This is a genomic window from Vibrio sp. 99-70-13A1 (genome assembly GCF_013114625.1).
Classification (GTDB): domain Bacteria; phylum Pseudomonadota; class Gammaproteobacteria; order Enterobacterales; family Vibrionaceae; genus Vibrio.
The window spans coordinates 1-15792 of sequence record NZ_VTXD01000040.1; the positions used below are offsets into that span (position 1 = coordinate 1).

The 15792-nt window shown below is 39.8% G+C and carries 11 protein-coding genes and 1 other annotated feature; of the genes, 6 read left to right on the top strand and 5 right to left on the bottom strand.

Annotated elements, in window-relative coordinates; all coding sequences use genetic code 11:
* Positions 1-515: 515 nt before the first annotated feature.
* From clpB to rluD, 3 genes are all read right to left on the bottom strand, one after another.
* Complete coding sequence (gene clpB / locus F0226_RS19285; RefSeq protein ID WP_171737165.1) at positions 516-3089, bottom strand: ATP-dependent chaperone ClpB; 2574 nt, start codon at positions 3087-3089, stop codon at positions 516-518.
* A 135-nt stretch (positions 3090-3224) separates the two neighbouring features.
* The gene (gene pgeF / locus F0226_RS19290; RefSeq protein ID WP_171737166.1) at positions 3225-3965 is read right to left on the bottom strand and encodes a peptidoglycan editing factor PgeF; all 741 of its coding nucleotides are present in this window, start codon (positions 3963-3965) and stop codon (positions 3225-3227) included.
* 2 nt (positions 3966-3967) lie between these two features.
* Entirely contained in the window at positions 3968-4942 is a 975-nt protein-coding gene (gene rluD / locus F0226_RS19295) for a 23S rRNA pseudouridine(1911/1915/1917) synthase RluD (protein ID WP_171737167.1), read from the bottom strand.
* 138 nt (positions 4943-5080) lie between these two features.
* Here rluD and F0226_RS19300 point away from each other — a divergent pair, with 138 nt between their 5' ends.
* The 6 genes from F0226_RS19300 (at position 5081) to yjjX (ending at position 12858) form a co-directional block, all read left to right on the top strand.
* Entirely contained in the window at positions 5081-5806 is a 726-nt protein-coding gene (locus F0226_RS19300) for an outer membrane protein assembly factor BamD (RefSeq protein WP_171737168.1), read from the top strand.
* Between the two features lie 144 nt (positions 5807-5950).
* On the top strand, positions 5951-7396 hold the full coding sequence (locus tag F0226_RS19305) for a transporter substrate-binding domain-containing protein (protein WP_171737169.1): 1446 nt from the start codon (positions 5951-5953) through the stop codon (positions 7394-7396).
* Between the two features lie 494 nt (positions 7397-7890).
* A complete protein-coding gene (raiA, locus tag F0226_RS19310) occupies positions 7891-8226 on the top strand; it encodes a ribosome-associated translation inhibitor RaiA (protein ID WP_171737170.1) in 336 nt (111 codons plus the stop codon).
* Positions 8227-8338: 112 nt separating this feature from the next.
* Positions 8339-8459 (top strand) — a sequence feature (Phe leader region).
* Positions 8460-8471: 12 nt separating this feature from the next.
* Positions 8472-9647 carry a prephenate dehydratase gene (gene pheA, locus F0226_RS19315; RefSeq protein WP_171737171.1) on the top strand — a complete coding sequence of 392 codons (1176 nt, stop codon included), beginning with the start codon at positions 8472-8474 and terminating at the stop codon, positions 9645-9647.
* A 299-nt stretch (positions 9648-9946) separates the two neighbouring features.
* The gene (locus F0226_RS19320) at positions 9947-12277 is read left to right on the top strand and encodes an EAL domain-containing protein (RefSeq protein WP_171737172.1); all 2331 of its coding nucleotides are present in this window, start codon (positions 9947-9949) and stop codon (positions 12275-12277) included.
* Between the two features lie 56 nt (positions 12278-12333).
* Positions 12334-12858 carry an inosine/xanthosine triphosphatase gene (gene yjjX / locus F0226_RS19325; protein WP_171737173.1) on the top strand — a complete coding sequence of 175 codons (525 nt, stop codon included), beginning with the start codon at positions 12334-12336 and terminating at the stop codon, positions 12856-12858.
* A 156-nt stretch (positions 12859-13014) separates the two neighbouring features.
* On the opposite strand, the gene trpR is transcribed toward yjjX, so the two are convergent.
* Positions 13015-13308, bottom strand: a complete 294-nt coding sequence (trpR, locus tag F0226_RS19330) for a trp operon repressor (protein ID WP_171737174.1) — start codon at positions 13306-13308, stop codon at positions 13015-13017.
* Positions 13309-13596: 288 nt separating this feature from the next.
* Positions 13597-15546 (bottom strand): murein transglycosylase, encoded by a 1950-nt coding sequence (sltY, locus tag F0226_RS19335; protein WP_171737175.1) that lies wholly within the window; start codon positions 15544-15546, stop codon positions 13597-13599.
* Positions 15547-15792 lie beyond the last annotated feature (246 nt).

Genomic DNA, 15792 nt, shown 5'->3' on the forward strand with positions numbered 1-15792 from the left:
GAACATGTAATTCTAAAGCTATTACCATTCCAACAGAATGGTAATGAATTGACTGTGCCAAGATTAAGTAAACTTAATCTCGTATTGGTCACTCAGTTCATTGATACCATTTTGATTCCGAGGAATCTGTTTGCCTTTGCTTATAAAAGCGAAAACAAACTAGTGATATTCATCAACGAGTGCCCACACAGATTGATAGGTTTAAATTGTTAAAGAGCTTTACTTTCAACACTTCAAGTTAATGAAGCCTCTCAAGTGGACGGTCATTCTAGCGAATCAAAACTCAGTGTCAAACACTTTTTTGCTTTAATTATCTAGGCTTAATTTATTAAAAAATTAACCGCTATCGTTTCAGGAGACTGTTTAGTCTTGCCTGACAACGAGAGCGGATTATAGAGACTAATTTAGTGAGTTCAAGGAAAAATTACGATTAGCCACTCACATGAACACAAAACAACCAAAGCGATAATATTTACATCACTTTGATTATTTTCTTAGCACGAAAAACATCACCATTATTGATGAGCAACAATTTTGTCATTATTTACACGCAACTGGACTTTCTTATCTGGATCAACTTTGCCTGCTAAAATCGCTTTTGCTAATGGGTTCTCTACACTTTGTTGTATTGCCCTTTTTAATGGACGAGCGCCATAAACAGGGTCAAAGCCGACTTGAGCAATAAGATCTAATGCTGGAGTGGTTACTTCTAACTCATATCCATTATCTTCCATTCGCTTGCTAAGGTGCTGTAACTGGATCGACGCTATTGATTTAATATGTTCTTGCCCTAGCGGATGGAAAACAACACTTTCATCAACACGGTTCAAAAACTCTGGTCTAAAGTGCTTCCCTACCACATCCATCACTTCATCTTTGATTCCCTGATAATCAAGTGAATAGAAGTTTTCTTGAATACGTGATGACCCTAAATTAGAAGTCATGATTACAACTGTATTACGAAAATCAACTGTTCTTCCTTGCCCATCAGTCAAACGACCATCATCCAGAACTTGGAGTAATATATTAAAGACATCAGGGTGAGCTTTCTCTACTTCATCAAGTAAAATAACGGAATAAGGTTTTCTTCTAACAGCTTCAGTTAAGTATCCGCCCTCTTCATATCCTACATAACCAGGAGGAGCACCAACAAGCCGAGCAACAGAGTGCTTCTCCATAAACTCAGACATATCAATTCGAACCATGGCATCATCGCTATCAAACATGAAATTTGCGAGCGTCTTACATAATTCCGTTTTCCCTACCCCTGTAGGACCTAAAAATAGAAAAGACCCAATAGGCTTATTTGGATCAGAGAGCCCAGCTCGACTACGGCGTATTGCATTAGAAACCACTTCAACCGCTTCAGCTTGACCAATTACTCTGTTATGCAGAACACCTTCCATCTTGAGAAGCTTTTCTTTTTCAGCCTCTAACATTTTTGAAACGGGTATACCGGTCTGCTTTGACAGTACATCGGCGATTTCAGCTTCTGTCACTTTATTACGTAGTAGTGTCATTTCTTGCATCTCAGCTTGCGTGGCGAGATCCAATTGCTTTTCTAATTCTGGAATGCGTCCATACTGAAGTTCAGACATACGGTTTAAGTCACCCGCCCGACGGGCAAAGTCCATATCCATGCGAGACTGTTCTAATTCAGCTTTAATATGTTGTGTACCTGAAAGCGCTGCTTTTTCCGCATTCCAAACTTCTTCTAGCTCTGCAAAATCACGCTCTTTATCTAGCAATTCATTTTGCAGTGTATTAAGACGCTTGTTACTTGCCTCATCATTCTCATTAGTTAAAGCTTGCTGCTCAATTTTGAGCTGAATAATTTTTCGCTCTAACTTATCTAAAGATTCAGGTTTCGAATCAATTTGCATACGGATACTTGAAGCCGCTTCATCAATAAGATCGATCGCTTTATCGGGCAACTGGCGGTCTGAAACATAACGATGGGATAAACTCGCAGCGGCGACAATAGCAGGATCAGTTATTTCTACATGATGATGAAGCTCATAACGTTCTTTTAGCCCACGAAGAATCGCAACCGTGTCTTCCACTGTTGGCTCATCAACGAGTACTTTCTGGAATCTACGCTCTAAAGCTGGATCTTTTTCGATATATTGACGGTATTCATCAAGAGTAGTCGCTCCTACACAATGAAGTTCGCCCCGAGCTAATGCTGGTTTAAGCATATTTCCAGCATCCATAGAACCTTCACCTTTACCCGCACCAACCATGGTATGAAGTTCATCAATAAATAATATGACGTTGCCTTCTTCTTTAGAAAGCTCATTCAATACTGATTTGAGGCGCTCTTCAAATTCGCCTCGATATTTCGCACCCGCGACTAGTGATCCCATGTCTAAAGATAGAACACGTCGACCACGCAACCCCTCTGGTACTTCATTATTGATAATACGCTGTGCCAATCCTTCAACAATTGCCGTTTTACCTACACCTGGTTCACCAATGATGACAGGGTTGTTCTTGGTTCTGCGCTGCAGTACTTGAATGGTTCTACGGATTTCATCATCACGCCCAATAACCGGATCTAATTTCCCCTGCTCTGCACGTTCTGTTAAATCTATAGTGAATTTTTCTAAAGCTTGTCGTCTGTCTTCAGCATTCGGGTCGTCCACCTTTTGTCCGCCTCGAATCTTTTCAATAGCTTGAGTCAACTTCGGTTCAGTTACCCCTAGCTCTTTTAACAAGTTACCTAAAGGTCCTCGATCTTCGATTGCTGCGAGTAGAAATACCTCAGAAGAAATGTACGTGTCCTGACGCTTTTGCGCCACTTTGTCACACATATTGAAAAGTGTGCCCATAGCACTGGAAAGTTGGACATCACCGCCTATCCCGCTAACTTTAGGAACTCGGTCGAGCATCTCGCTCAATTTCGAACGTAACTGAACAACATCAACATTTAGCATCGTCAATAATGGACGAATGGCACTGCTATCTTGATTTAATAGCGAAACCATTAAGTGTACAGGCTCGATATATTGATGATCACGACCAAGTGCGAGCGACTGTGCATCAGATATCGCAATTTGAAATTTACTTGTGAAACGATCGAGACGCATTCCAACCTTCCTAACTCATTAAGATTATGTTTTCTTTATGGTTAGAAGATGGATACGGTAACGTGAATTTTCAAGGGGGGAGATAAAGATATGAGAGCGAACAAATCGAAAAGATATAGAGATTATATAGAAGCGTTACGTCATCCAGATGAATGTTGCTTGACGACCCGTTATTCCATCTCTTCTGTATGAATAAAATAAATCAGGATTTGAGTAAGTACAAAGATTTGAATCTGAGATTTCAGTGACCCCCACTAAGTTCAAACGCTGACGTGCTAATTGAGACATGTTCGCCAACCACTTGCCCTGTTCGGGCTTTGTTTGAAATGCAGCTTTCGCATTCGAGTCAAAATCAACAAAAGCTTGAACTACATCACTTCCTACTTCAAACACTGAAGAGCCAATAGCAGGACCAAGCCAAGCCATAATTTCGCTTTGTGGATCATGTTCTCTAAATTTGGATATCGCATTTTCAATAATGCCACCAGCAAGACCACGCCAACCCGCATGAACTGCCGCAACTTGAGTGCCGGAAGTATTCGTTAGCAATACAGGAAGACAATCGGCTGTCATTGCAGAGCATACAACACCAGGAGACATTGAAAATGCGCCATCTGCATCCAAAACATCTAAAGTAGGCTTCACCACTTCAACTACATTGGTAGAGTGAGTTTGATTTAACCAGACGGGAGCACTAGGCATGCCTTCTTGGTATTGAAGATATTTTCGATTCTTCTGAACTAAACTAATGTCATCCCCAACATGAGTACCGAGGTTTAACCCTCGATATTCATCTTTTGAAAAACCACCCACTCTTGTCGAAGAAATTGCTTTGACATTTGAAGGCGAATTCCAGTTAGGGATGATTATTGACATGATTAGATGTCGTCTTCGTGATTTTCGCGAGCATCAACACGTAATGCTTCTGCCATCACAACCATGTCATTTGGAATAGGTGCGTGGAACTCAACTTCTTCACCCGTAATAGGGTGAACAAATTTAAGCATTACAGCATGCAGTGCTTGGCGATCAAAAGAACGAATCATTGTCGTCAGCTCTTCAGATGCACCTTTAGGAATACGTGCACGACCACCGTACGCAATATCACCTAACAGCGGGTGCTGAAGGTATGACATGTGAACACGGATTTGGTGAGTACGACCTGTTTCTAGACGCAAACGAATACGAGTATGTTCGCGGAAGTGCTCCGCAACACGGTAGTGAGTTACCGCAGGCTTACCCAATTCATTAACGTCCATTAACGTACGCTTAGTTGCATGACGGCTAATGCCTTTCTCAACAACACCACCCGCAGTCATTTTGCCAATTGCAATTGCTTCATATTCACGAGTAATACGACGTTTAGCAAGAGCACGCACAAGACGAGTTTGAGCTGGAACCGTTTTAGCCACAACCATAAGACCTGTTGTGTCTTTATCAAGACGGTGCACAATACCCGCACGAGGTACTTCAGCAATCTGAGGGTAATGGAAAAGCAATGCGTTAAGTATGGTTCCATCCGGCGTACCTGCGCCTGGGTGTACAACCAGATCGCGAGGTTTATTGATAACCAATAAATCATCATCTTCATAGACGATGTTTAACGGAATATCTTGTGCTTCCCAGCGCTCTTCATCTGCAAGCTCCGCTTGTAAGATGATCGCTTCACCGCCCAAAACTATGGTGCGCGGTTTAGTGATAACTTCGCCATCCACTTGGATTTTGCCGTCAAGAAGCCACTCTTTAATACGAGAGCGAGAAAAATCGGTAAATAGTTCAGCGACAGCTTGGTCTAAACGTTGACCTAACTGGCTGCTTTTTACTGTGTCTGTTAATGTTATCTGCTGAGCCATATCGAACTTTTTTAAAAACCGTGAGACTAATACCCATTAGTATGGATAAAATAGAATAATTGCATCATTGTATCTGTTACTGGTTAGAAAGTAACGGAAGCTTACGAAATATTTAAATTCAAGGAATCGACCCCGGACATGAAACACTTTACTTTATCGGGCCTATTGGCATTAACATTGTTAGTTGGCTGTTCAAGTAGCAACGAAATAGTTCCTGATGTTCCACCATCGGTTCTCTATTCAGAAGCTCGAGTTTCTCTGCAAAGTGGCAGCTGGCTAACTGCAATTGAAAAATTAGAAGCACTAGACTCTCGCTACCCTTTCGGTGCTTATTCTGAACAAGTGCAGCTCGACCTGATCTACGCCTACTATAAAAATGATGACCTTGCGTTAGGCTTGGCAACCATTTCTCGATTTTTACGCCTAAATCCAACTCATGAAAAACAAGACTGGGTACTGTACATGCGCGGGCTAACGCATATGGCTCAAGACCGAAACTTTATGCATGATCTATTCAACATAGACCGTAGTGACCGAGATCCAGAGCCAGTAAAACTTGCTTTTGCTGATTTTAAAAAGTTACTCGAGCGCTTCCCATTAAGCCCATATGCTGAAGATTCACAAAAACGTATGTTTGCATTAAAGAACCGTTTAGCCGAATACGATTTAGCTACAGCTGATTTTTACCTGCGCCGTGAAGCATGGATTGCAGCAATTAACCGCAGCCAAGAACTACAAAAAACGTACCCAGATACTATCGCAGCAAGAAAATCATTAGATATTCAATTGGAAGCTTACCGCCAATTAAAACTAGATGATGCGGCAAAAAGAACAGAACAACTTATCGAGCTAAACCCTTTATAAGCTAAGTATGTAAGTACATCTAAGCCACTCTAAACGCACTATTTATAGTGCGTTTTTTTCATCCAAAACAAACGCAAACTTGATGAATCGCATTGTAAACGGTATCTTTAATGAATAACTATTAACATAACATCAACATGGAGTGTGGATGTGAGCAGGTTGATATTACTCATTTTAATTGTCGGGTTTACTCCGCTTTTAAATGCATTAGAGCTATCCCCATTAAGTAATGCACCTTATGTGGGAGACTTAGATGAGCTAAAGAAAAAAGGTACGGTAAGAGTCCTTGTCTCTGCTGATCTTGGTTTTTACTTCATAGAAGATGGGAAGCCTAAAGGCATTGTTGCTGAAATGCTTTACCACTTTGAAAAAAGTTTAAAGAAGAAGAACCCCTACCTAAATGTGCAGATCATTCCTGTACAACGTGATGATTTACTTCCTTCATTAAAATCTGGTTATGGTGATGTAGCCGTAGCTAACCTGACCATTACCGACAAACGATTGAAAGTGATCGACTTTGCTAATCCAATGATCAGCAACAGCAAAGAACTGATCATTACAAATCTAGATACTGAAAGCTTCACTTCAATAGAACAATTAAGTGGACGAGAGGTTTGGGTAAGAGCGAGCTCTAGCTACTTTGAGAGTATCCAAATAGTTAATGAAGAGCTGAACGAGCAGGATTTACCTCCCGTTCACGTTCACTTTGTTGAAGAATCCCTTCAAGATTACGAATTAATTGAACTGGTTAATCAAGGTTATATAGAAAGCACAATCCTAGATAGTCACAAAGCTAGGCTCTGGCTGAATGTGATGGATAATATTCAAATACATGAATCGCTGCCTTTGCGTGAAAATAGCAAAATAGCTTGGGCTTTAAGGAAGAATAGCCCGCAGTTAAAAAAAGAAATTAACCAATACGTAAAAACAGCTCGCTCAGGCACCTTACTGGGAAATGTGATTTACCAAAAATATATTGATAATACACGCTGGCTAAGCCGAGTGCTTAACCCCAAAAAAGTGGACCGAGTTGCGAATTTATCTGAAGTATTCCAAAAGTATTCAAATAGATATGAATTCGACCCTTTAATGATGTCAGCTCAAGGCTTTCAAGAATCCGGGCTAGATCAAAGCCGTGTATCTCATAAGGGAGCTATCGGTGTTATGCAAGTTTTACCAAGCACCGCGAGAGATAAAAACGTTAACATTCCCAATATACATAAGGTCGACAATAATATTCATGCTGGCATCAAGTACATGCGCTTTATCAAAGACCGATATTTTAACGATGAAGCTATCAGCCCTGATGATCAAATATATTTTACATTAGCTGCCTACAACGCTGGTCCAGCTAAAATTAGAAAAATGAGAAGCCTTGCAAAGAAAAAGGGATACGACCCAAATGTGTGGTTTAAAAATGTTGAGATCATCACACGAAAATACGTCAGTAAAGAACCCGTAACTTATGTCACAAACATCAACCGTTACTATGTGATTTACAAACAACTCGAAGCTATACAAGCGATAAAGGGTGCAGGCAATGCTAAGTTACTAAAAAATAACATAAGCATTAATAGCGACCTACCTTAGTGTTCTTCCAAGCTTTACGATAAGTTGGAGAGTAAAGCTAGTTACCTGATTAACAGACACATACATATTCGAAATCAAAAAAGCCGCTTAAAATACTTTTAGCTAGAAAGAGAAAGTTTAAGCGGCTTTTTATTGAATTCTGCATTCATTGATATTGATCAGTTAGCAGTATTTGATAAAACTTCGTTCCATCAAAATATCTATCCTATTAAACGTCCTCAAACGAATGGTGGTTATTTAACCGCTCATTTTTCAAAGCTGTAAAACTCCCCTAAAAACAGCAATAATTTTTAGCGGAACCTTGCCTCCAATTTAGACTTTTCGTCATTGATAACAAGCAGTTTTATTATTTTAAGAACAAAGATTTGCGTAAGATCACATTTGATTTTAATAATAATACCGCACACCACAAAGGTGATCTTAATCACGTTTTTTATTCCTTGAAACAGTAATCTGAAGTTAACCCATGAGGGATACCACAGAGGAAAGAATCTATGAAAATGAATATCACTGGTAAGAATATTGACATCACCTCTGCAATCCGTGAGCACATTGAAAGTAAATTTAAAAAGCTTGATAAATGGCAAATTGACATCATTGGATGCCAAGCAAGCTTTAGCGAAGAACCAAATAAGAAAAAGAAATTTGAAGCTGTTCTGACAGTACCAAAAGGAAAACTGGTTGCGTCATCTATTCATGATGACCTATACGTAGCAATCAACGAAGTTGAACAAAAACTAGAGCGTCAACTTAATAAGCTTATCCATAAACCGGAAGCTCGCCGTTCAGAAAAACCTGAAATAGAAGAGTTCGAAGCCGAAGCTGAATAAAGGAAATGAGAAGATTCGAGAATAGCGCCTCTACGGCGCTATTTTTTTGCTTGACGCTCGAACAACGCTTGCTTATTGTGGGTAAACACTCATAAAAAAATCACATTTTATGCATAACCAACACCTGTTTATTTTTGACTTCTTTTTTCTTCCGTAAATCGGAGGCTAAGTCGTTTTAGAAAAACAAGTCAAAAACGAACAGAAAGCCTCCCGAATAAGGGAGGCTTTTTTATAAGGAAAAATTCATGACTGACCGCCATATTTCTCTCGATGAGATTCGCCTTCGCTTAAATGATCTGGATGACCAGCTACTTTCACTACTTTCAGAACGCAGACAGCTCAGTATTGAAGTTGCTAAAAGTAAAGTAGAGACCTCTAAACCTGTTCGTGATGCAGAGCGTGAGCAGCAGCTATTAGTAAAACTGATTAATAATGGCAAAGATAAATACCAACTCGATGCCCAATATATTACTAAGCTTTTCCATACAATCATCGAAGACTCTGTCTTACTGCAGCAGTCTTACTTACAAAACCTAGCGAACCCGCAAAGTCGTAAGCCACTAGCAAGAGTCGCGTTCTTAGGTTCCAAAGGTTCATACTCTCATTTAGCAAGTCGAGAGTATTTTAGCCGTAAAAATATGGAGCTAATTGAGCTTAACTGCGGTCACTTTAAAGAAGTAACGACTACGGTTGAGTCTGGTCATGCCGATTATGGTGTTCTTCCTATTGAAAACACCAGCTCAGGTTCTATCAATGAAGTGTACGACCTTCTTCAGCACACAACATTGTACATTGTTGGTGAACTGTCACAGCCAATTGAGCACTGTTTGGTCGCTAAAAACGATATTAGAATTGAAGACATTAAAACACTTTACTCACACCCCCAACCACACCAGCAATGCAGCGAATTTTTAAGCCGAATGAATGGAGTAACACTGGAGTCATGTGCAAGTACTGCTGATGCGATGTTGAAAGTGAAAGAGTTAGGTAGCGATGATGTTGCCGCAATTGGTAACGCTTCAAGTGGTAAATTGTATGGCTTACAAGCTATACAGGGAAATATTGCAAACCAAACAGAGAACCATACTCGCTTCATCGTTGTAGCGCGTAAACCAGTTGAGGTTTCTACGCAAATTCCGGCAAAAACCACTCTAATTATGTCGACATCGCAAGCGGCAGGCTCCCTTGTGGAAACCTTGCTAGTTCTTCAACGTCATCACATCAATATGACAAAGCTTGAGTCTCGTCCAATCATGGGCAACCCTTGGGAAGAAATGTTCTATGTCGATTTAGAAGCTCATCTTGATTCAGAAAATATGCAGCATGCCATTGCAGAACTTACTAAGCTTACGACACACTTGAAAGTGCTAGGTTGTTACCCAAGTGAAAATATCAAAGCAACGCAAGTAAAGCTGCAGTAATGTTCCGAATATAGAAACATTTAATTATGTATCACTGGCTAGAAATGATTTAAACATCATGCTCGAATCAGTGATGCATAAATGCAATAGACACTGAACTGACGACTTAGCTTGGTGATAATTCTAGTCATACATCCACTAAGCTTTCAAACGGTACCCCCCTAAAATCAATAACATTTCTTGATATAAAACTCTATTCCCATCACAAGAGCTCACGGAATAAGGGGTAATGAATAGCACCGAACCTCTAACTGATATAGGCTTACACGTTAAGTTTATAAATACTGTTGTAGTCATTCATGAAGCTAAGTACTAAAATTTTACTTCTTATAGCCCCTGTAATACTGTGCAGTACTGCGTTGTCTAGCTACATTATTTATACCAACCAGAAAGATGCTTTTATCAAGCGGGAAGAAAATGCTCTACAGCTTGATATGGAAAAATTAGCAGGTCACTTTCGTCAAGCTCGGTCATTTCTTAATAGTTACTCTTACACTCTCATTAAAAGTGACATCATAAAACATTACTTTCTTCTTAATGAAAACCCATATCGCGAAGTGGAACTGATTGATAATCTGAAAGAAACCATTGATCTACTTCAAGATGGAAACAGCAGTTTTACAGGCTTAGCTCTCCTAGATGGGAATCGTAATGTTTTATACTACGCCGACAACAGCCATGATCACTTAGCTCAGATAGACCCTAAAATACTTCAACACATCAACTATCAATATCAAACTACCCTAGAAACCTCCAACATCAGTTACACTCGCAACTCTCAAGGTGAAGGTCTGTTGGTCCGTTATGAGGTGTTAGATCAACGCACACTGGTAACACCATTAAGCTACCAAGTTGATAATGTATTCTTTGTTGTCGTCTCCGTTTCATTGGATAAGTTCAGTACATTGCGAAAACAAATCGAATACGATTATCAAACCAGCTTATTTTTTTCTAACGAAAGAATTCAAATCGAAACTGGACTAACTCAATCAATACAGTTAGCCCCTGCACTTTATGCAACCGTCGATCCCGCTCAATTTTTGATGACTAATAAACTCAATTCAATCTGGAATGAAATTACCGCTTCATTTGTGTTGTCAGCTCTTGTCACCATGGGGTTATTACTGACCCTGCTATACCGAACCATTATTAACCCAATTACCCGCTTAGATTTACAATTAAAACAAGTAGAAAGGCGACAAAGGAAAAACATTGAGCGGTTAGACAATAATGATGAAATAGGTCGTTTATCTGATCGATTTTATAATATGTATCAAGAGTTAGATGATACTTATCAGCAAACAAAAATCTTAGCCGAAAGAGATCAACTCACTCAAATAGCAAACCGCCATCAATTTCAAAATCATGCTGAAATCTCCTTATCTGTACCAAATATAAACCGTTCTATCTGGGTACTTTACCTCGATCTCGATAATTTCAAATTCGTAAATGATAAGTACGGACACCAAATCGGTGACTCTATTTTGGTCTCTTTTGCCCAACGAATTTCAAACATTTGTGACGCTTACCAAAGTCACCATTTTGCAACCTGCATGGTTTCACGATTATCAGGGGATGAATTCTCGGTATTCATCAATGCCCCAGCTAACTCTGGTGATGTCGCGAAAGATTTCTCTGACCAATTACTCGCGCCAATGCAACATGGTTTCATTACAGAGCTAGGTAACTTCCCTATTACTGCCAGTATTGGTATTGCCACCTACCCTACCGATGGTGACAACATAGAGAAGCTCATTTCCAATGCAGATACTGCTATGTACCAAGCAAAACGAGCGGGTAAAAACCAACATGCCTACTACTCATTAGACCTTGATAAGCTTGTACAACGCCGCGCAGATATAGAACGAGCATTAAGAGAAAATCATTTTGATGATGAATTTAAGCTGATGTACATGCCCTATTTAGATGCAAAAGGGCAGCGAGTGGTTGGTGTTGAAGTCTTGCTACGTTGGCTCTCTAAAGAATTAGGATTTGTCTCCCCTGATGAATTCATTCCTATAGCTGAGCAAACGGGTTTATTTGATATTGTCGATAAATGGGTTATCAAAAACGCATTTGAGTCGTTCCATCAAGTACAAGCTCAATTTCCTCATGCTATTCAATTATCAATCAACTTATCTTCAGCAGAGTTAGAAACGATTCGCTTATCTGAGTTTATTCATCAACACGCGAAAGCGAATCAAATTCCTCCTGAGCTGATTGATTTTGAAATAACTGAAACATTTGAATCTGAATCCCAAGGCTTTCCTTTGCTTAGAGAATTAGCTCGCTTAGGTTACAAGCTCGCCATTGATGACTTTGGCTCGGGGTACACTTCTATTACACAACTGGTTCAATACCCTGTTCAAAAAATCAAACTCGACAAGGTATTCTTAGATACGCTCATGGCAACCAATAATCAGCATATTGTTAAGCCAATCATCGAACTATGCCATGCTCAAAATAAAATGGTGACCGCAGAAGGCATTGAAACGGAAGAAATGTATCAATGGCTCGCTAACTACCAGTGTGATTTTATGCAAGGTTACTATTTTGGAAAACCTATGCCAATTGAAGAACTAATGTATTGGTCACAAACACGTTTAGGCGCTAATACGCAGTATGTATAATCAATCTAAAGTAAAGTTACGCGTGGCAACCGCCGCCAGAAATTAAGAGCCGAACCATGAAATCTGTAGTTATTGCCTCGCTAAACCCCGCAAAAATTAATGCCGTAAAAAGCGCTTTCCAATCTGCTTTCCCAAATGAAGATTTCACGTTTACAGGAGTAAGTGTAGAAAGTGGAGTTGCAGACCAACCCATGACTAATGATGAAACTTATCTAGGGGCTGAAAATCGAGTTAGAAACTCAGAACTTACTCAACCTGGTGCTGACTTTTATGTGGGGTTGGAAGCTGGAATAGAAGGTTCTGTGACCTTTGCTTGGATGATCATTGAATCTCAGAAACAAAGAGGTGAATCTCGTTCAGCTAGCCTTATGCTCCCACCAGCAGTTTTAAATAAGCTAGAGCATGCTAACGAATTGGGTGATGTGATGGATGAAGTATTTGGTACCAACAATATTAAGCAACAAGGTGGGGCTATTGGTTTATTGACCCACAATCAACTTTCTCGAAGCTCTGTTTATCATCAAGCCCTGATTTTAGCGCTCATTCCTTTCATGAACCCTGAGCACTTTCCAGCTAAATAACGTTTAGTCTTGCCATAAACTATTAGCAAATAACAGATAACAAAACAAACTTATCGGTCCTTGATACACCTACAGCTATAAGCTATGAAAAGTGAGAGACGAAAAAAACGCTACCCCCTAGGCTAGCGTTTTTAGTTTGAATCTAGTCTAAAGCTATTATTTCAGTAGTAACTGAGCAATGTCTTCTTTCTCTTGCTCAGACTTAGCTTTTAACTCATTTGAGCCACGAGTAATGGTTGCAACACCCACTCCTAACATCTGGCTAACCTGCCTCTGTGATATATCACCTTTGATCAACTCACAAAGGATATTCACTCTTGCCACTAAGGCGTCTCTTTCGTCAGAAGTCATCATCATTGTCAGTAGTAATTCATGCTGCCCGCTATCTGCGGCATTTTTTACTAAATCCATTAACTGCTGCCAATTTTCATATTCTGGTTGTGATGCCATGACCTACACTTACTTCTTAATTTATTCATGCTAGAACCGTGCATAAGACAGATAAGCATGAGAAAAATCGAATGCCTATTCTCAGCTACCCTGCTTAATGAACGACTCACTTTATTATTAATAGCATTCATCGTACGGCTTTTTCCAAGCTAGTTAGCACTAGGTATACCGAAACACGCAAAACTATTCAATGTTAAAGAGCATGAGCCAGCTATAAAGGCTAACTCATGCTTACGACTAAAATTTAGACTCCCAATGACCCCGCCTACCGAAGGACACAACTACTCACTAATAGTTTTTATGGATTTCATGCTCATTTAAGAAAGCACCATCCACACCTAGAATGTCTCGGTAATAGGTTTCAAACATTAAGATATTTTGCACATAACCGCGAGTTTCCTTGAATGGAATCGCTTCAATAAACGCATAGGCATCAAGCTTACCATCCGTTCTTTTACGCCATAGCTTCACTCGGTTTGGACCGGCATTATAAGCAGCTAAAGCAAAGATTCGGTTATTATCGTATTGATTTAATAGACCATCTAAGTAATGGCTACCAATCTCAATATTTTTCCCCACCTCATAAAGTTCATCACGACCTTGATACGCAAGCTTATATTTTTTCGCAGTGTATTTAGCTGTAGCAGGCATGATCTGCATGATCCCACGAGCCCCCACAGGAGAATTAGCATCAGCATCGAGTGCACTTTCTTGCCTTGCTAGAGACATCAAGGTGATAGGATCTAGACCATTTTTCTCAGCATAAAAGTTAAACCACCACTTGTGAGCAACAGGGAACCTAAGGGTTATGTTATCCCAGATTTTTGCTGAGATACTGGCTGTTACAGATAAGTGATTCCAACCTTTCTGAGCGGCATAAGCTGCAAGCATGGCTTTTTCTTCTTTAGAAACATTTGCAAGCAACCATCGCCATTCACTTTTTGCTGCTGCAATTTTATCGACATCTATCAGTTCAGTAATTCGTACTAATGCCTCTTGGTAAGGCTGTACCGCTTCACGATCAAGCAATATCGACGACGTTGAAAAATTAATGGATTGTTTGATTTCTTTGGCAGCAGCAACACTATAAAAGTTTCTTTGCCCTGTTATCGCCATGAGTCGCTGCTTACCTTGAGTTACCTTGCCTGTCTCAACTTCTGCACGACCTAACCAATACTGCCAACGTAAAGAAGCTTGATGTGATTCATCCAGCTTCGATATCCATTTAACAAGCCCTTGCCAATCAGCATGCTGAATCGCCAGGCGAGCTCTTCGCTCTAACAATGTTTGCTTCGAAGTTGTACTAATGACCTCATCTCGCCACGCAGCTAGATCGTCTGAATCAGTGTTAATTAAGCGAAATGAAACATAATCAGCCATTTCTTGCTGTTTTTCTGCGGGGAACTTTTGCGCTTTAATTACGTCTTCAAAAACTGACTGTGCTTCTGTAGAAGACTTTCTCGCCAGTTTTTCAAATGCAAACTCCGTTTGAGAACGATAAAAATCATTAGCTGGGTATTTTTTAGCAAAAGTCAGAACGCCTTCAGGCTTACGGTAAAGCGCCTTCATCGCTTTTGCTTGAGCAATTGATTCATTGCTGTCTAATTGCTTTATTAGGTAGCTCATCAATTTACCATTACGGTTTTCGAAAGCTAACAGCATACGCTCTAGAATTAACTCATCAGTCCGTAGCCCTGCATCATCCCAAGAGTTAAACAATGGGTCACATTGATCATCCACACCATTACCGCTTAACCAGAGTTGCTTCGCACCATTAAAAGCAACTTCACTCTGATCCTGCTCATAATGAGCTCGGTAGTAGATACATTGGTATTTTTCCCCAACAGGCTCTTGCGTTTGATACTCCAGCACCCCTTTCCAATCTTTATTTTTAGACAAAGCAGACAGATAAGGTGCACTAATACGATTGGAGAAAGGAAAAGCTTTATTCTCAGCAATGAAGGTTCTGACTTCTGAAGGAGACTTTTTATCAAGCCCAACCAAAAAAGCTCGATAATCGACATATGGCGTTAAAGGGTAATCGGTAATTTTGGGACGAATCGCTTGATAAGCTTTTAAGTCTTTCTTATCAAGAATATCTTGTGCCTTTTCATAATTGACTCGCTGCATTTCTAATTCTGATATACCGCTAGCAAGTCCGTTTGGAATCATTGATATTGATGACACTATGACAGCAGTTAGAGCTGCTAGCTTAGGTTTGAAAATTCGAGAAAACATCCGCTCTATTCCTTAGTGCGTGTTTGATATGCAATGACTCTATTAACGCCAAATATCGCAGTAAATGTAAAGGTTTTGAGTGTAAATATTATTAAATTAACAATACTTCATCTGAATTATTACTGTATCTAAGCCAACCATGTCCACACTCGGTATTTATTGAGTATTTTAAAGATAATGAATACCTAAACCTTCATAGAGCAAGCATCAAAATACGATTTATTGGCAGGGAGTAACATATTCCCC